The organism is Sphingomonas sp. CFBP 13733, assembly GCF_014841795.1.
In the GTDB taxonomy this organism is placed as follows: Bacteria; Pseudomonadota; Alphaproteobacteria; order Sphingomonadales; family Sphingomonadaceae; genus Sphingomonas; species Sphingomonas aerolata.
In genome coordinates this window covers 639,649-662,140 of sequence record NZ_JACYUP010000001.1, presented here as the reverse complement: position 1 = coordinate 662,140, position 22,492 = coordinate 639,649, and the positions used below count along the sequence as shown (strand labels likewise).

The 22,492-nt window shown below is 66.9% G+C and carries 17 protein-coding genes; 9 read left to right on the top strand and 8 right to left on the bottom strand.

All coding sequences use genetic code 11. The annotated features are described in order from the left end of the window. Positions 1-79: 79 nt before the first annotated feature. Positions 80-3,136, bottom strand: a complete 3,057-nt coding sequence (locus IFT71_RS02785) for a TonB-dependent receptor (protein WP_192139023.1) — start codon at positions 3,134-3,136, stop codon at positions 80-82. A gap of 203 nt (positions 3,137-3,339) precedes the next feature. On the opposite strand from IFT71_RS02785, the gene IFT71_RS02780 reads away from it, so the two are divergent. After that, entirely contained in the window at positions 3,340-5,637 is a 2,298-nt protein-coding gene (locus IFT71_RS02780; protein ID WP_244654698.1) for a beta-glucosidase, read from the top strand. A gap of 80 nt (positions 5,638-5,717) precedes the next feature. Continuing rightward, positions 5,718-6,941 carry an MFS transporter gene (locus IFT71_RS02775; protein WP_192139022.1) on the top strand — a complete coding sequence of 408 codons (1,224 nt, stop codon included), beginning with the start codon at positions 5,718-5,720 and terminating at the stop codon, positions 6,939-6,941. A 12-nt stretch (positions 6,942-6,953) separates the two neighbouring features. Here the strand turns inward: IFT71_RS02775 and IFT71_RS02770 are convergent, their stop codons facing one another. Continuing rightward, positions 6,954-7,790, bottom strand: a complete 837-nt coding sequence (locus IFT71_RS02770) for a glycoside hydrolase family 16 protein (protein ID WP_192139021.1) — start codon at positions 7,788-7,790, stop codon at positions 6,954-6,956. Positions 7,791-7,995: 205 nt separating this feature from the next. Beyond that, positions 7,996-10,599 (bottom strand): outer membrane protein assembly factor BamA, encoded by a 2,604-nt coding sequence (gene bamA / locus IFT71_RS02765; RefSeq protein WP_192139020.1) that lies wholly within the window; start codon positions 10,597-10,599, stop codon positions 7,996-7,998. Between the two features lie 225 nt (positions 10,600-10,824). Between bamA and IFT71_RS02760 the strand changes: the two genes are divergently transcribed. From IFT71_RS02760 to IFT71_RS02745, 4 genes are all read left to right on the top strand, one after another. Next, entirely contained in the window at positions 10,825-11,151 is a 327-nt protein-coding gene (locus IFT71_RS02760) for a hypothetical protein (RefSeq protein ID WP_244654697.1), read from the top strand. Positions 11,152-11,540: 389 nt separating this feature from the next. After that, positions 11,541-14,363, top strand: coding sequence for a TonB-dependent receptor (locus IFT71_RS02755; RefSeq protein ID WP_192139019.1), 2,823 nt, complete (start codon positions 11,541-11,543; stop codon positions 14,361-14,363). Positions 14,364-14,516: 153 nt separating this feature from the next. Beyond that, a complete protein-coding gene (locus tag IFT71_RS02750) occupies positions 14,517-14,693 on the top strand; it encodes a hypothetical protein (RefSeq protein WP_156363361.1) in 177 nt (58 codons plus the stop codon). 39 nt (positions 14,694-14,732) lie between these two features. Next, positions 14,733-15,224 carry a Spy/CpxP family protein refolding chaperone gene (locus IFT71_RS02745; protein ID WP_192139018.1) on the top strand — a complete coding sequence of 164 codons (492 nt, stop codon included), beginning with the start codon at positions 14,733-14,735 and terminating at the stop codon, positions 15,222-15,224. Between the two features lie 9 nt (positions 15,225-15,233). Here IFT71_RS02745 and IFT71_RS02740 read toward each other — a convergent pair whose 3' ends face one another. The 3 genes from IFT71_RS02740 to IFT71_RS02730 are packed head-to-tail and all read right to left on the bottom strand — an operon-like array spanning position 15,234 to position 18,069. Then, entirely contained in the window at positions 15,234-15,950 is a 717-nt protein-coding gene (locus IFT71_RS02740) for an EF-hand domain-containing protein (RefSeq protein ID WP_192139017.1), read from the bottom strand. A gap of 26 nt (positions 15,951-15,976) precedes the next feature. Then, on the bottom strand, positions 15,977-17,353 hold the full coding sequence (locus IFT71_RS02735; protein ID WP_192139016.1) for an ATP-binding protein: 1,377 nt from the start codon (positions 17,351-17,353) through the stop codon (positions 15,977-15,979). Then, on the bottom strand, positions 17,350-18,069 hold the full coding sequence (locus IFT71_RS02730) for a response regulator (protein WP_037528413.1): 720 nt from the start codon (positions 18,067-18,069) through the stop codon (positions 17,350-17,352). Before IFT71_RS02730 ends, IFT71_RS02735 begins: the two co-directional genes overlap by 4 nt. A 141-nt stretch (positions 18,070-18,210) precedes the next feature. Here IFT71_RS02730 and IFT71_RS02725 point away from each other — a divergent pair, with 141 nt between their 5' ends. Together IFT71_RS02725 and IFT71_RS02720 are read left to right on the top strand one after the other, a co-directional pair. After that, complete coding sequence (locus IFT71_RS02725) at positions 18,211-19,053, top strand: response regulator (protein ID WP_159510918.1); 843 nt, start codon at positions 18,211-18,213, stop codon at positions 19,051-19,053. Positions 19,054-19,215: 162 nt separating this feature from the next. Next, on the top strand, positions 19,216-21,066 hold the full coding sequence (locus IFT71_RS02720) for a glycoside hydrolase family 15 protein (RefSeq protein ID WP_192139015.1): 1,851 nt from the start codon (positions 19,216-19,218) through the stop codon (positions 21,064-21,066). A gap of 55 nt (positions 21,067-21,121) precedes the next feature. Here IFT71_RS02720 and IFT71_RS02715 read toward each other — a convergent pair whose 3' ends face one another. Both IFT71_RS02715 and IFT71_RS02710 read right to left on the bottom strand, forming a co-directional pair. After that, positions 21,122-21,358 carry a hypothetical protein gene (locus tag IFT71_RS02715; protein WP_037528414.1) on the bottom strand — a complete coding sequence of 79 codons (237 nt, stop codon included), beginning with the start codon at positions 21,356-21,358 and terminating at the stop codon, positions 21,122-21,124. A gap of 87 nt (positions 21,359-21,445) precedes the next feature. Next, positions 21,446-21,754 carry a hypothetical protein gene (locus IFT71_RS02710; protein WP_159510916.1) on the bottom strand — a complete coding sequence of 103 codons (309 nt, stop codon included), beginning with the start codon at positions 21,752-21,754 and terminating at the stop codon, positions 21,446-21,448. Between the two features lie 214 nt (positions 21,755-21,968). On the opposite strand from IFT71_RS02710, the gene IFT71_RS02705 reads away from it, so the two are divergent. Then, on the top strand, positions 21,969-22,460 hold the full coding sequence (locus tag IFT71_RS02705; protein ID WP_159510915.1) for a nucleoside deaminase: 492 nt from the start codon (positions 21,969-21,971) through the stop codon (positions 22,458-22,460). The last annotated feature ends 32 nt before the right edge of the window (positions 22,461-22,492 follow it).

Here is a 22,492-nt window from a genome sequence, read left to right as displayed (position 1 = left end):
TCATTCTGTGCCGCCCCGGCGCCGAAAAGACCACCCCCCGCAGGGAGGTGGTCGTTCCGTAGGCCGGCGGCGCCGCGGATCAGAAGTTGAACCGCAGGCCGGCTGCGTAGCGGGCATAGCCCGGCTGCGCGAAGGTGGCGAAATTGTCCGACCGGCGATGACCGCGACGGCCCTGGCCGGTGAGGTTGATGACCTCGCCGAACACGGCCAGCCCCGTGGTGACCTGATAGCTCGCACTGGCGTCGACCTGCCCATAGGATTCGACATAGAGCGGATCGAAGGCGCCGCCGGCATAGAATTCGCCGCGCCAGTTATAGGCCACACGCGCCTGGATGCCGTTCTTGTCGTAATAGGCGACCGCGTTGGCGCTGTCGCTGAGCCCGGTCAGCGCGAACTGGCCGACATTCGGATCGAGCGTGTTGTCATATTTCGCATCGCCATTGACGATCGTGTAGTTCAGGATGACGCCGAGCCCGGTGTTCCAGAGCCTGTGCTGCAGCGCGAATTCCCACCCGTCGATATTGGCGGTCTGGTCGCTGTTGAACGGCTGGCTCAGCTGGAAGTTGAACAGGTCGTCCTCGGGCAGACCGAAGATGTTGCCGTTCAGCAGACCGGAATCGCTGGTACCCGTGACCTGCGACGAGGCGGGGAAGTTGCGCAGGATGTAGTCGCGAACCTGGAGATTGTCCGTCGTTCCAAGTGCTGCCACCGCTTGACGATAGCGGGGGCCCGAGCCCGGGTTGCGCAGGTTGAACGCGGACGTGTTGACCTGGGTCGTGCCGATGAAGTTCTTCACGTCCTTGTTGAAATAGCCGACCGAGATGTAGCTCTCGGCGCCGTAATACCATTCCGCCGACAGATCGATGTTCTTCGACTTGAAGGGGACGAGGTTCGGATTGCCCTGGCTGCCCGTGCCGCCACCGATGCGCGGGTTCGAATCGATGTTAAGGCCACCCTGCAGGCTGCCGTAATCGGCGCGCGTGATCGTGTGGCTGTACGACGCGCGCAGCTTGACGTTGCGGAGCGGTTCGATGTCGAAATCGACCGCGGGCAACCAGTTGTGATAGCGGCCCTTCAGCGAGGTGAACGAATTGGCGCCGTAGGTGAGCGCGAATTCGTTCGCGCCCGTCCAGCGCGTACCGTTCGGGATCGGCACCAGCGCCGACGAGTTCACCTGCGTCTCGTCATAGCGGACGCCGCCGATGAGGTGCGCCGGCATCGAGAACATGTCGAACTTGCCGTTGAACTGAATATAGGGCGAGATCGTGCGTTCGCGGATGCGGCGATCGTTGGTGTAATTGGCAAGACAGGTGCCTTCCGCCGCGACGCCCGTCTGCGGTGCGCTGCAGATCGCATATTGCGAGCGCAGCAGTTCGGCCATCTGCTCGAAATTGAACGTGTAGATCGACGGCGGCAGCGCGGGATCGTTCGATCCGGCGACACCCTTGAACTTGTCGGGCAGGCTGGTGAGGTTGAAGAAATCGTCGGGCACGGCCGCCGCGCCGAACGACGCACCGCGCGGGTCGACACCGCCCCAGGTCTCGTTCTGGATGAAGCCGTAAGCCGAGCGCACCTTGTTATCGACATAGGAAAAACCCCAGTCGATGCTGCTCAGGAAATCGCCGTCGTGGTCGTAATGACCCTTCAGCTGGAGCTGGTTGATCTCGTTCTTGAAATAGGCGTTGCGGAACGCGTTGCCGGTCGGCGTGATCAGCGACGCGTTCAGCGGGTCGATCCCGGGATACATCTGGTACGAGATGACCGGCAGGTCCTTCTCGAAATTGATAGTCTGCGACTGGACGCCGAAGATCGCGCCACCGATCGACGTGCTGCTGCCGTAATCGTTGGTCGGCTTGGACACCGCGGTCGAATGATGCGCGTCGAGCGACATCGTGACGTTGCCGGGCGCTTCCCAGGTCAGGTTGCCGCCGAGCGACTTGTTCTCGGACTTGTTCGCGGTCAGCGAGCTGCTGTACGACAGATCCTTGCCGGGCGCGAAATTCTCCGAATAGAAGACGGGGCCAGCCGCGGGACCATCGGTCCAGGCGCTGCGCGTGTCGCCGAAGTTGAACCAGATGCCGACGCTGCTGTTGCGGACTTCGACCTTGTTGCTCGAATAGGTGAAGTCGAGCGTGGCGGTCAGCGTGTCGGTCGGCTTGGCCTGCAGCACGAGCTGGCCGTTGATGCGCTCGCGATCGATGTCGACGACATCGTAATTGGCGCTTTGCGGGATTTCATAGACGTCGGTCGGGCCGGGACGGTTGGTGATGTTAGCACCGCCCGGCGTGCCGGGCTGGGCGAGCGTGCCCCAGTTGTTCTCCGCGCCGAGAAAGCCGTCGCGGAAGCCGACGCCCGCCGAATTGTTGCTCGCCTTGCGCCGCTGATACGCACCGCTGAGCAGGACGCCGATGCGGTCGTCGGCAAAGGTGGTGGACAGGATGCCCGACACTTCGGGAGTGATCGGATCCTTGCCGTTGCGCGAGCTGTCGAGCACGCCCTTGACCGCGATGCTGCCGCGCGTGCCGGGCTTGTCGATCGGACGCGGGGTGCGGATGTTGATCGACGAGCCGATCCCGCCAGAGGGGACCGCGGCGCGACCGGTCTTGTAGACCTCGACCGCGGCGACGCCTTCGGAGGCGAGGTTGGCGAAGTCGAACGAGCGCGAGGCGGGCGCGCTGGCCCCGTCGCCGAGCGTCGAGGTCGGCATCTGGCGACCGTTGAGCGTGACGAGGTTATATTCGGGACCGAAGCCGCGGACCGTGACGGTCGAGCCTTCGCCGTTCGAGCGGTCGATCGAGACGCCGGTGATGCGCTGGAGCGATTCCGCGAGGTTGGTATCGGGGAACTTGCCGATATCCTCGGACGAGATCGCGTCGACCACGCCCTGGCCGTTGCGCTTGATGTCGATCGCCTCGCGCAGCGACGCGCGGATGCCGGTCACGACGATGTCGTCGGTGACCGCGTTCGGATCGGCGGGCGTGGCGGGTGCGGCCTGCGGATCGATGTCGGACGGGCCGGGATTGCCGACCGTGGCTGCGGCATCCTGCGCCAGAGCGACGCCGGGAATGGCGGCCAGCGCCAGTGCCGATGTGCCGATGACAAGACGCGAAAGCGAGCGAGCCGTGAAGCCACGCATGGTAATCCTCCCTGTAGCCGACGCTATGAGTGCGCCTTCCGTGTGAACGTTCACTTTCCCTTTTCGCGATTCGTGTCAAGGATTTGGACTGCTGGTTGTGAACGTTCACTAAATATGCTGAGAACAGTGACAATGGTGCCACAGCCCGGCCGGATGCGTGTCGCAGTCTGCAGGGGGAGGCGGAAAACCGGAAGGGAATGAGGATGTCGACGGGGTATCGGGCGCTGATGCTGGGCGTGTCGCTGATGGGGATCGCCGCCATGGTCGAGGCGCGCGAGACGCCTGCGAAGGTTGCTCCGCCCAAGGCGCCAGCGACGGCGGCGCAGGACGCCGGACCCGATGCGCGACGGCGGGCCGAGGCGATCGTCGCGCGGATGACGATCGACGAGAAGATCAAGCTGGCACACGGCCTGTTCCCGCCAATGGCGGCAGGCAAGACGACGGACACGCTGATCCCGTCGGCGGGTCATATCGACGGCATCGCGCGGCTGGGCGTGCCGCTGGTCCGCGAGAGCGACGCGTCGCTCGGCGTCGCCAACCAGGTCGAACAGCGCAAGGGTGACGTGGCGACCGCGCTGCCGTCGGGGCTTGCCACCGCGGCGAGCTTCGACCCCGAAATCGCGCGCGCAGGCGGCGCGATGATCGGCGCGGAGGCGCGGGCGAAGCGGTTCAACGTGCTGCTGGCGGGGGGCGTCAACCTGACGCGCGATCCGTGGAACGGGCGCAACTTCGAATATCTCGGCGAGGATCCGCTGCTGGCGGGCTCGATGGCGGGCGCGCATATTGCCGGGGTCCAGTCGAACCACATCGTCTCGACGGTCAAGCACCTCGCGCTCAATGCGCAGGAGACCGGTCGCATGGTCGTCGACGCGCGGATCGGCGAGGCCGATCTGCGGATGAGCGACCTGCTCGCGTTCCAGATCGCGATCGAGCGCGGGAAACCGGGCTCGGTCATGTGCGCGTACAACAAGGTCAATGGCGACTGGGCGTGCGAGAACAAGCATCTGATGACCGATGTGCTCAAGCGCGACTGGGGCTATCGCGGCTGGGTGATGAGCGACTGGGGTGCGGTGCATTCGACCGTGAAGGCGGCCAATGCGGGGCTCGACCAGCAGTCGGGACAAGAACTCGACAAGGCGATCTACTTCGGCGCGCCGCTCAAGGCCGCGGTGGCCGACGGCAGCGTATCGCAGGCAAGGCTCGACGACATGATCGTCCGCTATCTGACCGGCCTGATCGAAACCGGCGCCTATGACACGCCGATGCCCGCCGCAGAGGCGCCGATCCCCTATGCGCGTCATGCCACCGTTGCGCAGGACGCGGCGGAATCGGGGATCGTGCTGCTCAAGAACGACCGCGACATGCTGCCGATCGCGCGCACCGCCAAACGCATCGTGCTGATCGGCGGACGAGCGGACGTCGGCGTGCTGTCGGGCGGGGGATCGAGCCAGGTCCGCTCGGTCGGTGGCGCGCCGATCGAGATCCCGCTGACCTCGGGCGCGGCGATGTCGTTCGCGCGCTATACCTATCATGCCTCGTCGCCGCTCCGGGCGATCACCGCGGCGATGCCGGGCGCGGTGGTGACCTTTGTCGACGGCAAGGACACGGATGCGGCGGCGCGCGCCGCCCGCGATGCGGACATGGCGATCGTCTTCGCGACGCAGTGGACGACCGAGGCGCAGGACGTGCCGACGCTGTCGCTGCCCGACAATCAGGACGCGCTGATCGCGGCGGTGGCGAAGGCGCAGCCGCGGACGGTGGCAGTGCTCGAAACCGGCGGGCCGGTGCTGATGCCCTGGATCGATGCGGTGCCGGCGGTGCTGCAGGCCTGGTATCCGGGACAGCGCGGCGGCGAGGCGATCGCCAATATCCTGACCGGCCGGGTGTCGCCGTCGGGCCGGTTGCCGATCACCTTCCCCGCCGCCGCGACCCAGGCGCCACGCCCGGCACCGGTCGGTCTCGACCGGCTGACGTCGGTCGAGGCGCAGGCGGCCGCCAATCCGGCAAACGCCGCCGCGATCCAGCTCGAAAGCTTTCCGGTCGACTATGTCGAGGGCGCGGACGTCGGCTATCGCTGGTACGAGAAGCAGCGCCAGCGGCCGCTGTTCGCCTTCGGGCACGGGCTGAGCTTCACCAGCTTCGCCTATCGCAACCCCGTGGTGACCGGCGGCCGGCGGCTCAGCGTGACGTTCGACGTCGTCAACACCGGGCGCCGTGCGGGCCCGGACGTCCCGCAGATCTATGTCGCGCAGGCGGCGGCAGACGGGGCGGGGACGGCGACGCCGATGCGGCTTGCGGGGTTCACGCGGCTGACGCTGAAGCCGGGTGAGTCGCGGCGCGTGACGCTGACCGCGGAGCCGCGGGTCGTCGCGCAATATGACACCGCGCTGCCGGGGTGGCGGATTGCCGGGGGCCGTTACCGCGTCGCGCTGGCGCATGATGCCGCGGACCGGTCGCAGCTGCTCACGACGACGCTCGAGCCGATGACGATGAAACCCTGACCGGGGCGTAGCCCTGCCGCGGCGGCGGCGGGGTGTTCGGAGTTGCCCGACGACGGCGAGCGGGTCACAAGGGCGCCATCGTGCCGCGTTCCGTTTTCTCTCCCCCGCATAGTCGGTTACCGTCGCCCACGCCGCGACCGCCAGCTTTCCTCCTTGTCTGCGCACTTGCCTATGCGGGGGCGGTCGTCGGCTATCTGCCGCTGCTGACGCTGCTGCTGCCGATCAAGGTCGATCAGGTGGCGGGCGACGGTCGTCTCGATCTGCTGACGGTGACGGTGATCGCGGGAGCGATCGCGGCGAGCGTGGCGAATATCGGCTTTGGCTGGCTGGGCGACCGGTTGGTGAGCCGGGGCGGAGGGCGCCGCGCGATCATGGCGGGGGGCGTCGTCGCGACGATGGCGTCCTATGCGGGGCTCGCGGCCGCGACCACGCCTGCCTTGCTGGTGGCGGGGATCATCCTGTTCCAGGTCGCGCTGAACGCGGTGATCGCGCCGCTGATGGCGATCATCGCCGAAGAGGTGCCCGATGGCCGCAAGGGGGTCGCGGGCGGCCTGCTGGCGATGGCCAATCCGGTCGCCGCGACGCTGTCGGCCGCGCTGGTCGGGGCGAGCCGGTTCGGCGAGCCGGCGCGGTTCGTGGTCATCGCGGTCACCGTCGCTGCGTGCACACTCCCGCTCGTGATCGTGCGCGGGACTCGGCAGGCGGGGGCGCCACCGCCGGTGTTGCGGTCGATGCTGCGGCGGGATCTGCTGCTCGCCTGGACCGCGCGGCTGCTCGTGCAGATCGCGGGCAGCGCGCTGTTCGTCTATCTTCTCTATTATTTCGAGAGCGTCGCGCCGTCGGTGCCGGAGCCGGTGCTGGCCGCGCGGATGGGGACGGTGATGATCGTCGCCTATAGCGTGCCGCTGCCGATCGCGGTGCTCGTCGGCCGGCTTGCCGACCGGACCGGGCGGACCAAGCCGTTCCTGTTCGCAGCGGCGCTGGTCGCGGCGGCGGGGCTGATCGCGATGATGGCGGCGCGCGACTTCACCAGCGGTGCGGCGGCGTTCTGCGTCTATACCGGTGGAACATCCGTCTTCCTGGCGCTGCACGCGGGCTTTGCGATGCAGCTGTTGCCGAGCGCGCGGCACCGGGGACGCGACCTCGGGCTGCTCAACCTCGCCAACACCCTGCCCGGGCTGCTCGGGCCGGTGATCACCTGGGCGCTGGCGACGCCGCGCAATTTCGATGCGGTGCTGATCGTGCTCGCGGTGCTGACGCTGGGCGGGGGGATGATCCTGCTCGCCGCGCGCGGGCGGCGCTGAGGCTGATGGCGATCAGCGGCGCGACCGGTTCGGGGCAGGGCGCCAGTAGCGGACATAGTCGACCGCCATGCGCTGCGGGAAGGCGGTGTCGTCGATCCCCTTCTGCCCGCCCCAGTCGCCGCCGACCGCAAGGTTGAGGATCAGGTCATAGGGCCGGGTGAACGGCCAGGCCGCCTTGCCGCCGGGCTGATCATTGGCGACGCGCATGACCGCGCGGCCGTCGACGCCGATCGTGATGACATCCGCGCGCCAGTCGAGCTGATAGCGATGATAGCGGGTGCAGGCGGTCGGCACGCGCTTCTGCGCGCCGCGCTGCGTGCCCTTGGTGTGGTTGAACGCACCGCTGTGCACCGTCGCATGGACGACGTTCGGGTCCCATCCGACCAGCTCGACGATGTCGATCTCGCCCTCGTCGGGCCAGCGGCCGCCGCTTGGCAGCAGCCAGACCGCGGGCCAGCTGCCCCGACCGCAGGGCAGCATCGCGCGGACTTCGTAGAAGCCATAGCCGCGTGGCACCCGCGAGACGAGCTTCGCCGAGCTGTAGCTCTGGCCGCCCCAGTCGGGGAAGCGCGCCTTGGACAGCGTCTCGCGCCGCGCCTCGATGATCAGTGAGCCCTTTTCGATCCGTGCATTCCGGGGCCGGTCCTTGGCATAATATTGGCGCTCGTGATTGGCCCAGCCCTCGGCATTGCGCGAGGTGTCGAACCGCCATTTGCTGCGATCGATCGTTCGCCCGTTGAATTCGTCGGCAAAGGCGGGCGTCGTTTTGGGTGTCGGCATCGGTGCGTCGAGCCCGTAATTGGTCGCGCCGAGCGTCGCGGCCTGCGCGGCCAGCAGCAGGAGGATCATCGCGTCACCGCCGTCGTGGGCTTCGCAGCTTTGCGCTTCGGGGCGGGGTCAAAACACATGGGCGGCGCTCTCCATCATGCCCGGATCGTCGCCGCGATGTGCGGACGCGAGCCGGTGGCGTGACGGTTCTAGGGCAGCCCCGCAGCAAGCTCAACCGGGCGGCCTCGCCATGCGCGAGGCATTTCGCAGCGCGAGGCCGTGCACATCAGAACTGGCCGCCGATATTGAAGGTGATCAGCTTGCCGTCGTCGCCATCGGCCTTGAGCAGTGCCTTGGCGAGATCGATCCGCAGCGGGCCGAACGGGGAGGCCCAGTTGACGCCGATGCCGACTGACAGCCGCGGGCTGGCGCTATTGCCCGTATAGGTCTCGCGATAGGCGCCGAGCGAATAGCTGTAGGGTGTGCCGGTGTTGGTCGTGGTGCTTGCACCGGCGGAATCGAGGTAGAGCAGGTTGCCGGCGCTGTCGGTGTATTGACGCGTCGCGGCGACGCACGCGATCGAGGTCGCGTTCGCGGCGGCGCAACTGTCGGTCAGCGTCGGCGTCCTGCCGCCGAACACCGCGCCGACGTCCATGTAGACGGAGGGGCGCAGGCCGAGTTCGCGCGCGCCCGAGCCCAGCGGCAGCTCGACCTCGAGGCGGGCCTGGTAATAGGCGGTGCCGCCCAGCGCGGTCTGCGTGTTCGAACTGCTGTCGGTCGAGATCGTCGCAGGGATCGTGCTGGTGTCGTAATAGGTCCGCGTCACGCGCGGCCCAACGCCGCGGATATCGAAGCCGCGCATCTGCGGGTCGCCCAGATAGAAGCGGTCGGTCAGTCGCACCTGTTGCCCGAGCCCCCTGATATAGCCGCCCTCGGCATGAGCGGTGAGGATGAAGCGCGAGCCGAGATCGACATATTTCGAATAGTTGGCGGTGCTGCGGAGATAGCGTGTGTCGCCGCCGAGGCCCGCGAAATCCTGGCTGACGCTGAATTTGCTGCCCTTGGACGGGCGGGTGCGGCTGTTCGTGCTGTCGAACACCAGCGAATAGCCGATCGACGAGGTCCAGCGATTGCCGACCGCGTCGCACAGATACTGGCCGGCGACCGCGGGATCGCACGCGCCGTTGGTATAATAGGTGTCCGCGTCGAGCGTGACCTGATCATAGGACAGGCCATAGCGTGCGGTGGCCGACCAATATTCGGTCAGCGGCACCGCCGCGCGGATCTGGAACCCGGTCGAGATCTGTTCATAGGTCGTGCTGTCGGTGTCGCCGGTGGTGCTGTACGAGCTGTAATCCCGCCGGAATATGTCGCCGCCCAGCGCGATGTTGGTGTCGAACAGATAGGGTTCGGTGAAGCCGAGATTGACCGATTTCGAATAGCTCGAATAGCTGACCCCGGCCCGTAGCTCCTGTCCCATGCCGCGGAAGTTGCGCTGGGTGATCGTGGCGGACGCGATGAAATTCTCCAGGCTGGAATAGCCGGCGGAGAGCTGAAGCTCGCCGCTCGATTTCTCCTCGAGGTTGGTTTCGAGGATGACGCGATCGGGCGCGGAGCCGGGCTTTTGCTTGATCTCGGTCTTGTCCTGGAAATAGCCGAGCGAATTGATCCGGTCCTCCGAGCGTTTGACCTGGAAGCTGTTGAACGCGTCGCCCTCCGCCAGGCGGATTTCACGCCGCACGACCTTGTCCTTGGCCTGTGTGTTGCCGTTGATCTCGACGCGTTCGACATAGGTGCGCTTGGCTTCGGCGATGTTGAGGTTGATCCCCATCGTCAGCGTGTCGGCGTCCTTCTGGAACTCCGGATTGACCTCGGTGAAGGCGTAGCCGAACAGGCCGGCGGTCTGGCTCAGGCTGTCGACCGCGTCCTCCACCTGCTTGGCGTTGTACCAGTCGCCTTTCTTGAGCGGCAGCGTCGCGGCGAGCTTGCTGCTGTCAAAGTCACGGATCTGGCTGTCGACGGTGACGGCGCCGAATGTGTAGCGTTTGCCCTCCTCCACCACATAGGTGATGATGAAGTCCTTCTTGTCCGGGGTGAGTTCGGCGACCGCGGACGTCACGCGGAAGTCGGCATAGCCCTGCGTCAGGTAGAATTGCCGCAGCTTCTGCTGGTCGTAGCTCAGGCGATCTTGGTCGTAACTGGTTGCCGACGACAGCATGCGGCTGAGCCGTGCCTGTTTGGTCGCCATCTGCCCGCGAAGCTGCGCGTCCGAAAACACGCTGTTGCCGAGGATGTTGATCTGGCGAACCTTCGATTTCGGGCCCTCGCTGACCTCGAAGACGATGTCGACGCGGTTCTGGTCGAGGCTGACCATCTTCGGATCGACCATCGCGGCGAAGCGGCCCTGCCTGCGATAAAGCTCGATGATCCGCGCGACATCCTGCCGCACCGCGCTGCGCGTGAAGATCTGCCGCGGTGCAAGCCTGATCTCCTTGGTGATCTTGTCGCTCTTGAGCGCCTTGTTGCCCTCGACGACGATGCGGTTGATGATCGGGTTTTCGCGGATGCGGACCACGATATTGCCGTCCTCGACCCCGGCGATCGAATAATCGGCGAACAGGTCGCTGGCCTGAAGGTCCTTGAGCGCCTGATCGAGCGTCTCCGCCGTGTAGGGGATGCCGGCGCGCAGCTTGGTGTAGCTCAGCACGGTCTCGGGCTCGATCCGCTGCGCGCCTTCGACGCGCAAGGTGCGGATCGTCCGGACGGCGGGATCGGCCGGTGGCGTCGGGGCGGGGGGCTTCGCATGCTGGACGGGCGCTGCGACCGCCGTGCCGCCGATCGTGCCGGCCAAGGCCAGGGCCATCGTACTGGCGCCAAATTCGAACATCATGGGGAGGTCTCCGGGTGAGACCGGGCGCCTGGGCGGGCGATGTTTCCGGCGGATGGCGCGCGCCGGCCGGATTGCAACACTGGGTCACCAACGAGCGCGACCGCGCAGTCGCCGGGCCCGGCTGACACATGGAGCAAGTGGCGGGAAATGTTCGGGACATGGTCGCTGGCTAGAGCGCCGTGCGGGCCAATCGGCTCGCCCGTTCATCCTGCGAGGACCATCGCCATGCGTGTCGCCATCAAATCCGTCCCGTCATCCGCGCCGATCAGCGCGCCGACGCTGCCGCCGCTCGTCGACAATCCGTTCGCGCCCGAAGTCTTCGCCACGGGGCTCGCCGGGCTCGCCAATCTGTCGGGCGTGATCGTGCTGACGCTGGAGAGCGCGCGGTGCGATCACACGCGCGACGCGCCATCGGTCGAGCGGGTCGTCGTCGGGCGGGTCGCACTGACCGGCGGCGCCGCGCAGGATCTGGTCGCGGCGCTGAACCAGTTCCTCGAGCAGCAGGGGCTGAGCCCGAGCAAGGCGATGGCCGCCGGGTCGACGTTCCAATGAGCCGCGCGACCGTGCCGCCCCCAGCCGGTATCCGCGGGTCGTCGGCCACCGGCTTGGCCGTGGCGATCGAAGCGCTGCGGTTTGGCGTTCGAGTACAGAGCCGAGCTGTGGATCAGCGCGTGCGGAGCGTGACCGTCGTGTTCCGCCGACCGGCGGCGTGATGCATGCCTGATGTCCGCGCTGCGATCAAAGTCACGATACAGTCTTGCTTGCGACACGGTTTGTAACAAACCGTGGCTGCGTAACAACAGGTCGAACGTATGACGGTTCGATGACGACTTAGCCGTTGTCGACCCCGTCAAATCCCTGCAGCTTTGCGGGGCGGACCATATCCGTCATCGCAAAAAATGCCGCGCAACCCAAAGTGTTGCGGCTCAGGGAGTATCACCATGCGTCTGGACTTTCGCAAACGCCTTCTGGCGTCCACGCTTCTGCTTGGCTTGAGTGCACCGGCCGTCGCGCAGACCGTCGACCCGGCAACGCAGGCGGTGCCGGACAACGCCGCGCCGGCCGATGGCGAGACGATCGTCGTCACCGGATCGCGGCTGGGCGGTCTCCAGTTGCAGCAGGCGTCACCGATCGCGGTGGTCAGCGCGCAGGACTTCGCACTGTCGGGCCAGCCCAATGTCGAGAATGTCCTGAAGGACCTGCCGCAGCTGGTGCCGAGCACGACGGGTGCGTCGAACAACCCCGGGGGCGGGGTGGCGACCGCGGATCTGCGCGGGCTGGGTTCGACGCGAACGCTCGTGCTCGTCGATAACCGTCGCTACGTCGCCTATGACTCGAACCAGGTCGTCGATCTGAACACCATCCCCGCCGGGCTGATCGAACGCGTCGACATCGTCAGCGGTGGCCGGTCCGCGGTCTATGGCTCCGACGCGATTTCGGGCGTGATCAACTTCGTCATGAAGAAGGATTTCAGCGGCGCGGAAATTAATGCGAATTACCGCATCAACGAGGCGGGCGATGGCGGCACGTTCAACGGCAATTTGCTGCTCGGGGGCAATTTCGAGGACGGGCGCGGCAATGCGACGGTCTATTTCGATTATACCAAGCGCAACGGCATCCTTCAGTCGGCGCGCGACTATTCGCGACAGGCGCAGGTCGATGACGGCGAGGGTGGCCTGATCGCAGGCGGGTCGGGCTCGATCGAGGGCACGCGGTTCGCGATCGGCGGGGTGAACCGCAAGTTCGAACCCGACGGGAGCTTTTCGGCCTATAGCGCCGCGACCGACGCCTATAATTATGCGCCGTCCAACTATCTGCAGGTCCCGCAGGAGCGGTTCCTGATGAGCGCGCAGACGCATTACGACGTCAGCGATGCACTGACCGTCTATGCCGAGGGCCAGTTCATCAACAACCGCGTGAAGAACCAGCTCGCGCCGACGCCGTTCACCGGGTCGGTCTCGCTCGACGCCGATTCCTCGTTTCTCTCCGCAGGATCGCGCGCGCTGCTCCAGGGGCTCGATACGGATGGCGACGGCTTTGTCACCTCGACCATCTACCGGCGGCTGAGCGAGGTCGGCAATCGCGTGTCGAGCCTCGACAACACCGCCTATCGAACGGTGCTGGGCGCGAAGGGCGATATCGGCGGCGGCTGGAACTACGACGCCTATTACAGCTATTCGCGGACCAAATCGATCGAGAGCCAGACCGGGAACGTCTCACGCAGCCGTGTGCTCCAGGCGCTTCGGACGACCTATGACACCGGCGGCAATCTGGTGTGTTCGGATACGAGCAATGGCTGCGTCCCGCTGAACATCTTCGGGGCGGGCAACATCAGCGACGCGGCCGCCGCGTTCATCACCATCCCCGTGCAGAATTCGAGCACGATCAGCGAGCAGGTCGCCAGCGCGTCGATCTCGAACCGCGAGCTGTTCGATCTGGGGGCGGGCCCGGTCGGGATCGTGTTCGGGACCGAATATCGCCGCGAGCAGGGCAGCTACAATCCCGATTTCTCGCTGTCGTCGGGCGACGTGGTCGGCTTCAACGCGGGCGAAGGCCTGGGCGGTGGGTACAACGTCAAGGAAGTCTATACCGAGGTCGCGGTGCCGCTGCTCGCGGATCTGCCCTTCGTGAAGAAGCTCGAGGTCAACGGCGCCTATCGCTATTCCTATTATTCGACCGCGGCGAAATCGGTGAACACCTATTCGGGTGGTGCGGTCTGGTCGCTGATCGACGACATCGCACTGCGCGGCCAATATTCGAGGGCAGTGCGCGCGCCGACCGTGTCGGACCTGTTCAGCGGCGCGTCGCAGGACTTTCCCGCCGCGACCGATCCGTGCACGACCGCGGTGGCGCTGACGAACACCAATCTGAATGCGAGCTGCCTGTCGAACGGTGTCGCGGCGTCAATAATCGGCACCGCCTATGACGGCGGCAGCACGCAGATCCAGACGGTGAACGGCGGCAACCCCGCGCTGCGCGAGGAAACGTCCGACACCTATACCGCGGGCATCGTGCTCCAGCCGCGCTTCCTGCCCGGCTTCTCGTTCACCGCGGATTACTACAAGATCAGAATCGCGAACTATATCTCGACGGTCGGCACCACCAACCTGATCCGCGCCTGTTACGGCGACGCGGACAATGGCTACACGCCCTATGACGCGAGCTATTGCGGATCGTTGCCGCGCGACGCGAACAGCTTTGCGATCACCGATGCGGCCAACACGCTGGCCAATACGGGGGGCGTGACGACGCGCGGGGTCGATTTCGAGGCGCGCTACGGCCTGCCGCTCGGCTTCGGCGCGTTCGGCAGCGACACCAGCCGGCTCGACCTGCGCTTCAGCGGTACGCGGCTGATCGCGTTCGACTATAACCCGCTGGCGGCGATCCCCGACCTGACGATCGACTGTGCGGGCAAGTTCGGCCAGACCTGCGGCAACCCCTATGCGAAATGGCGGCTGTCGACGCGGGCGACCTACTCGACCGGGCCGATGACGGTATCGGTGCTGTATCGCCATCTGTCGGCGGTGAAGGACGACGACAGCGCGACGACCTATGCGGTCGAGCGGATCAAGGCCTATGATTATTTCGACCTGACCGCGGCGTTCAGGATCAAGGACGGCTTCACCTGGTCGGTAGGGGTCAACAACCTGTTCGACAAGCAGCCGCCGATCCTGGGCGACAACCAGCAACAGGCGAACACCTATCCGTCGACCTACGACCCCTATGGCCGTGCGTTCTTCGTCAGCACGAACGTGAAGTTCTAGGAACGAGGACTGGTACGACCGCGAAACACCCCCGCCATCCATCGTGATGGCGGGGCTTTTTCGCGTCTGTCGCGCGGGGGGCAGCTCGCGGAAATATTCGGGACAAACGGTGTTGCGATATCCGGTCCGACGGAATGAACCGGGGAGCCAGCCATGCCGATGCCATCACCGCGCACCACCGATTGCAGCGTCGGGCGTCATCTGCCCCGGTCGCGGCACCGCGACGTCGCCGGCGCGTCGATCCAGCGCGCCGCCTGCCGTGGATGCGGGGCGACGATCACCAAATCCGCGCTTAGCCGGCGCTGGATCATATCCGGGATGCTCGGCTGACACCGGGGCCGGAACGGGGAAAGTACGATGACGAGGATTATGACGAAACCGCGTTCGGCACGCTGGCTGGCGGCGATGCTGCTGCTCGGTGTGACCTGCACCGCCAGTGCAGAGCGCCCGCGCGGGTCGGAGCGTGGGCCCGCAAATGTCGATGCGGTGCGGGCCCGGGAGGCTGACGATATCGCGTTGCTGCTGCATCTGCGGCCCGATCAGCGTGGTGCGCTCGTTACGTTCCTGTCCGCCTGGGGGCCGTCTCCGCCGCCGCGCGACGGTGGGGAGGGGCCGAACATGCGCCCGGGCCCGTCGATGCCGGGTAGCGAGGATTTTGCCCGCCATCTCGAACGGTTCGAAGCGCAGGCGACCGCGCACGCGGCGCATGACCGGTCGCGCTTGATCGCAGCACGCAGCTTCTACGACAGTCTCGACACGCCCCAGCGCGCGGGGTTCGAGGCGCTGATGCGGCTTCGCCATGCTCCCCCCGGTCCGGGTGGGCCGGGCGGTCCGTTGGGGGCCGGGCCGCCACCCGGCTGATGCGGCCTGTCAGCGCGCGGGCGTCAGCGTTGGAGTCCCGAGTTGGTCGTCGCCGTTGCGCCAGGTGTCGCCGCCCGCGCGCGGCACTTCGCGACGGCTGATCGCGCCGTCGCCATTGCGGTCGAGCGCAGCGAACCGGTCGGCGGCGGCCTTGGCGAACTCTGCCCGGTCGACGCCGCGGTTGAAATCCAGATCCGCCGACGTCACCGGCTCGGGCAGGTCGAACAGCCCGAAGCGACCCGCGCCGATCCGCAAGGTCGCGTCGGCGGTGCTGGTCCGGCGGCTGGCGGCGTTGCCACGCTTGCGGGGCCCGGTGTCGGGACGTCCCGCCGATCCGCCACGCCCTCCACCGCGGACGCGGATTTCGGGGACGAGGATATTTTCGTACCAGGCGATATCCTCAGGATCGATCTCGCCATCGCGGCTGCGGTCGAGATGCGCGAAGACCCGGGTCGCATCCGCCTGAAACTCGGCGCGCGTGATCCGGCCATCGCCGTCGCGGTCGGCACCCTGGAACCATAATGCCTGCGCGGCGCCGACCTTCTGCGTCGACCGGAACGGCTCGCCCATCGGGCTGATGAACAGCTGGCCGCGGCCCTGTTGCGGGCGCTGCCGGGGGGATCGCGCCGGCTCGGCGCTCAACTGCGCTGTTGCCGCGGCATTCGGGGCGGGCGCCAGCGCGGCCAGCATCCCGCCGGCGATCACCGTCCATGCGCGCATCGACATCGGTCTTCTCCTGTTTCGGCGCCGGATCATGCCGGCAGAATGACGCGCACGATCAGACCGCCTTCGGGGCGATTCTCCAGTGACGCGGCACCGCCATGCGCATGCGCCACCGCGCGGACGCTGGCGAGCCCGAGGCCAGTGCCACCGGTATCGCGGTTGCGCGACCGCTCCGCCCGGAAGAACGGTTCGAAGGCATGCGACGCGTCGGCGGCGGACAGCCCCGGACCGCGATCGCCGACCTCGATCACCACTGTGTCGCGGTCGCGGTAGAGTTGGACCTCGGCATGCCCGGCATATTTGACGGCATTGTCGACCAGATTGACCAGCAACGCCTTGAGCGCGGGCGCATCGCCGTCGATCGCGAGCGACGTACCGGGCGACAGCACCACCTGCTCGCCGCGGTCGGCATAATCGTCGGTGATGCTTTCCGCCAGCGAGCGCAGGTCGAGCCGCTGGCGGCGGACATGCCGGGTCATGTCGCGGACGAACGCCATCGCCGCGCCGATCCGCTGGCTCATCTCCTGGATATCCTCCTCGCTGGCCTCGCGGATCTCGTCCGGCGCCTTTTCGAGCCTGAGCGCGAGACGCATCAGCGGCGTGCGCAGATCGTGCGCGACCGCGGCGATCAGCGTCGTGCGATCCTCGACATAGCGATTGAGCCGTTCCTGCATGACGTTGAAGGCGGTCGCGGCCTCCATGATCTCGGGCGGTCCGGTCAGCGGGATCGGATCGGCGCGGGGATCGCGACCGAGCCGGTCGGCGGCGGCGGCGAACAGCGCCACCGGCCGGGCGATGCGCCGCGCCAGCACCAGCGCGACCGGTGCCGCGACTGCCATCGCGACGAGGAACCACAGGATCAGCCGCGCCTGCCACAAGCCGAACGCCGGCCGCGCCGGGCGGATCGTCCGCCACTGGCCGTCGGGGGCATGGACCCAGACGACGAACGCGCCGAACAGCGTGTTGTCGACGACCGACTGTGGCGGCATCTTGGGCATGCCCATCGGCATGGGCGGACGAAACGCGCCCGCCATTAGGGGCGGACCATAGCGCCGCGCCTCGACGATCACCGCATGTGCCGGCACCCCAAGATCGGCGGCGATCACCCGGCCGAGATGGCGGTCGCGCGCATCGCCCTGCTCGGTCGGCGGGGCGGTCGCGACCGCGATCGTCAGCAGCCCGCTCGGGTCGCGTCCGGCGCGCACGACCGAGGCGATCCGGCTGGTCGAATAGACCACCGGCGTCGGCGGCGGGACGAGCAGCACGGCGGCAAAATTGAGCAGCTGGACGAGCAGGACGGTGAACAGGATGAACGCGAAGATCCGCAGGAACAGCGGCCAGCGCCGCGGATGCCCGACCCCGGCGCCGACGGGTGCCGCGCCGGCCGTGCGTGACGGCGTGGTCACAGCCGGATCACGCGGGGAACGAAGAAATAGCCCTCGTTGCGGATCGTCCGGATGATCTCGTCACCGCGCGAGCGGAGCTTGCGTCGCAGCCGGCTGACCTGGACGTCGATCGCCCGGTCGAACGCGTCGGTATCCGGGCCCCGCGCCGCCTCCAGCAACGCGTCGCGCGCGAGCACCCGGCGCGGACGCTCGACAAAGGCGCGCAGCACCGCGAATTCGCCATCGGTCAGGTCGACGAGCATGCCGTCGCCGTCGAGCAGCTCGTGCGCGGCGAAATCGACCCGCCAGCCGAGAAAGCCGTAGCTGCGTCCGGTTTCGACAGCCGCGCCATTGCGTTCACGCAGTGCGGCGCGGACCGTGGCGAGGATCTCGCGCGGGCTGCACGGCTTGGTGAGATAATGGCTCGCGCCGATCTCTAGCCCGAGAATCCGGTCGGGTTCGTCGCCCAGCGCGCTGAGCATGACGACGGGGGGGGCACCCTTGCGGGTCAGGCGGCGACAGGCCGCAAGGCCGTCCTCGCCGGGCATCATCACGTCGAGCAGGATCAGCGCGATCGGATGCCGCGCGAGCGCGACGTCCATTTCCTGCGCATTGGTCGCGGTTTCGACGCGGTACCCGTGCATCCCCAGACTCTGCGCGAGCAGCGTCCGGATCGCATGGTCGTCATCGACCACGAGCAGCATCGTATCGGCGGGTTCGGGAGCGGCGCAGTGCATCGCCGGCCACTATGCCACGTATGTGTTCGCGATGTTTCAGCGATTTCGCATCATGCCACGCCACCGCCGGTCGTTGCCGGCGCGACGGATTGCGCAACATCCAGACATATGCCGGAAAGAACTGACCTGCAGGCGAGGCGCATGATTTTGACCAACAGCGTTTCCGTCGCCGTTCCCGGCCCTGATCTCCATGCCGGCACGCGAGGGGCGGATGACAGCGCGCGGATCGTCATCGTCGACGACGATCCCGGGCTGCGAGAGTTGCTGACGGGGTTTCTGGTCGATCACGGCCTGCGTGCCGAAGCCGTGGCGAGCGGCGCCGCGTTGCGGACCCGGCTCGCGCACCGTCCCTGCGATCTCGTCGTGCTCGACATGATGATGCCCGGCGAGGACGGGCTGTCGGTGCTGCGCGCACTGACCCAGACCCAGGATCCGCCGCGCGTGATCATGTTCTCCGCGCTGTCGAGCGAGATCGACCGGGTCGTCGCGCTCGAACTCGGCGCGGATGACTATGTCACCAAGCCATCGAGCCCGCGCGAGATCCTCGCGCGGATCCGGTCGGTCCTGCGGCGGCAACGGGCGCAGCTTGCGAACGGCGCGGCGCCCGATCCTGCCGACCCCGCGCCGGCCGAGCGACCCGTTGGCGCCGCAAGTCCCGTCCAGAGCCACGATCTGGTCGGCTTTGCGGGCTGGGCGCTGAACTGCCGGATGCGGACGCTGACCGCGCCCGACGGCACCAATGTCCGGCTGACCGATGGCGAGTTCCAGATGCTGCATTTGTTCGTGGCGCAACCGCAGACGATCCATTCGCGCGACGACATGATCGCGACGCTGGGGCGCAGCGACGGCCCGGCGAAGGGACGCACGATCGACGTCAATATCAGCCGGCTGCGGCGCAAGGTGCAGCGGCACGACCGCACCGAACTGATCCGGACGGTACGTGGCAACGGCTATATCTTCATGCCGGACGTGTCCCCGCTCTGAGCGGCGGGCGGACCCGGTCGGCGCGTTGCGGGCGGCTGCCAGGAAAATAGCGTCGGGGCGGGATATTGGCGCACGCCGCGACGTTCATGTCCGACCAAGGCTTCCCCATCGTCGAATACCCGGCCTGGTGGGGGGCAAAGACGCGATCGGACAGACACTTCCATGGCCAAGACCCTTGCCGCATTGGCCAACGACGTGCTGCGCGCCACCACCCGACCCGCGCGCAACGATGTACGCGAGGGGGTGCGCGACGACGGCTATTTGCGGCTGGAGGATTATGGCGCGCTCGGCGACGGGCGGTCGGTCGCGCTGTCGGGGGCGGACGGGTCGATCGACTGGTGGTGCGTGCCCAATCTCGATTCGCAGCCGCTGTTCGACCGGCTGCTCGATCCGGAGGAGGGGGGACGGTTCAGCATCACCCCGACCGAGCCGTTCACCGTCGAACGGCGCTATCTGCCCGGCAGCAACGTGCTCGAGACGCTCTTCATCACGGACGGCGGCCGCGCGCGACTGACCGAGTCGATGAACAGCGGTACCGCGGGCCGGTTGCCCTGGACCGAACTTGCACGGCGGATCGACGGGCTCGACGGTGCGGTCCGGTTCAGAATCGAGATGCGCCCGGGACGCAGGGCCAGCGGGGCGAGCCCCTATCAATCGAAGATTGGCGAATATCCGGTCTTCCATGTCGACCGCGTGCTGGGGCTGTTCCTGCACAGTGATGGCGTCGTCGTGGAACGCACCGACGAGGCGGTGACGGGCGTGCTGACGGTCGCGCAGGGGCAGCGCGAGGTCGTCGCGATCGTTGCGGGTGAGGACGAGCCGCTGGTCGTGCCGACGATCGCCGATATCGACGAGCGGATCGATATCTCCGACGCGGAATGGCGGCAATGGTCGCACCGGATCGACTATGACGGCGAACGGCGCCCGGCGTTCATCCGCAGCGTCCTCGCGCTGAAGCTGCTGCTCTATTCACCGACCGGTGCGATCGCAGCCGCCGCGACCACCTCGGTTCCCGAAGGGATCGGCGGCAAGAAGAATTACGACTATCGCTACGCCTGGATCCGCGACGCCGGCTATACGATCAAGGCGTTTCTCGCCGCGGGGGCGCAGATGGAGGCCAAGGCGGCGTTCACCTGGCTGTTGAAGCGACTGGCCGAACACGGCCCGCGCGTCTGCTATACGCTCGACGGCGCGCTGGTCCCCGATCTGAGCGAAATCGACGTGCCGGGATATCGGCGGTCGAAACCCGTGCAGGTCGGCAACACCGCGACCGACCAGAACCAGCACGGCGTCTATGGCGACATATTCGAGACCGCGGCCCGCTTCGTCAGCTGCGGCAATATCCTCGACGCGTCGAGCGCCGAGTTGCTGTCGCACCTGGCGGACCGGTGTGCGGACGCGTGGCGGCAGAAGGATGCCGGCATCTGGGAGCTCGAGGAGTCGCAGCATTACACCATGTCGAAGATCAGCTGCTGGCAGGCGCTGGCGCGCGCGGTCGAACTGGCGGACCAGGGGCAGTTGCCGACCACGTGCCGCGATCGCTGGTCGCGCGAACGCGACCGGATCGCGCGGTGGATCGAGGATGAATGCTGGTCCGAGACCAAGCAGGCGTTCGTCTTCTACCCCGGCAGCGACAAGCTCGACGCGTCGCTGGCGCTGGCGGTGCGGTTCGGCTTCGACGGCCGCGAGCGGCTGGAAAAGACGCTCGACGCGATCGACCGCGAACTGGGGGCGGGGCCCTATCACTATCGCTACAGCGACGTGTGGTCCGAGGAAGGGTGTTTCCTGGCGTGCACTTTCTGGATGATCGAGGCTCGTGCGCTGCTTGGCCAGCGTGATCGGGCAGAGGCGGCGCTTGCGGGCATTTCCGAGGCGCTCGATCGCGGCGTCGGGATCATGACGGAGATGGCCGATCCGAAGACGGGCATGTTTCTCGGGAACCTGCCGCAGGGCCTGTCGCATCTTGCGCACGTCATGGCGCTCGACGTGCTGGGCGGACAGGACGCCTGCTAGCAAAGCGGGCGGCGATGCGTTTCGCCGCCCCGCCGTCAGCCTGTCGTCGGACGTGTCAGCCCGCGTCGACGCCCTGTTTGCGCGCGCCGGTGATCATGCGCGCAGCGATCTGACGGACACCGGCATCATCCTTGGTCTCGTCAGTCGCCGGGTCGCCGAGATGGTCGAGACTGGCTTCCATGAAGTCGAGCAGCCCTGGGTGCTGCGCCTCGACATATTCCATCAGTTTGAACAGCAGATGTTCGGACGCGATCTCGCGCTGGCGGGCCATGATGGCGGTGGTGTCGGTCATGTCGGATTCCATGGTGTCGGGTGAAGAAAGGGGGACGGTTGCGGGGGCGGGGCGGTCACCGTGGAGTCCGCCCCGCCCTCACGGCGTTTAGCGCTCTGCCACCTCGGAGGCGTCGAACTCGGCGAATGCGGCCTTGATGTCGCTGGCGCGCCCGGCGTCCGCGATATCGACCGAAACGATGATCTTGCCTTCGAGCGCGGCGTCGGCACGCGACGCGGGCGTGGGATTATCGCCTGCGGTGTCGGCGCCTGCGCGTTCGTCGCCGGCGCTGTTGTCCGCGCCGTCGGTCGTGATGAAGATGTCGGTCCGCTCGACCTTCATTTCCTGGACGAGACGTTCCACCGTCATCTCGGCTTCGCGGCGCGTGTCGAACTTGGCTTTGAGAGTGGTCGGCATCAATGGCTCCTCGGGATGCGAAAGGTCCTGCACGACGGGCTTTCGGCCGTCCTGCAACGCGTGATGACAACGCGCATCGGCAGATTTCGCCCAGCCGTTTCGAAGAATTTGACCCGGCGGCAAAGGCTGATCGCCGATTTAGGGCTCGCTCTGCCGGACCGGGCGAACAAGACCTGCTTCCGTGCGTTACACGGTGATTCCGGGAGGTGACGCCATGATGCAGGATGATGAACGCTGGATGCGCGAGGCGATCGCGATCGCACGGTCGAAGGGATCGGATCCGTCGACCTCACCGCTGGGCTGCGTGATCGTGCTCGACGGCAAGATCATCGCGGGCGAACGCAACCAGACGCACGAGCTTCCCGACGCAACCGCGCATGCCGAGATGATGGCGATCCGGCGCGCCTGCGAAGATACCGGCGAACTCGAACTGCGCGGGGCGACACTCTACTCGACACTGCAACCCTGCGGGATGTGCACGATGGCGTCGATCTGGTCGAAGGTCGGGCGCGTCGTCTATGGCGCTGGCCGCGACGACGTGCATCCGATGTATTTCGAGGCGAAGCACGTCGACACGCTCGCCTTCATCCACGACGCCTATCGCGACGACATCGTCATCGAGGGCGGGTGTCTGAAGGCAGAATGCTCCGTGCTTTATTATGGCCCGGACGCGGAGCTGCCGACCGATGAACAGGCCAATCTCTGAGCTGAGGCGACGCGTCGGGTCAGGGTTTGCCG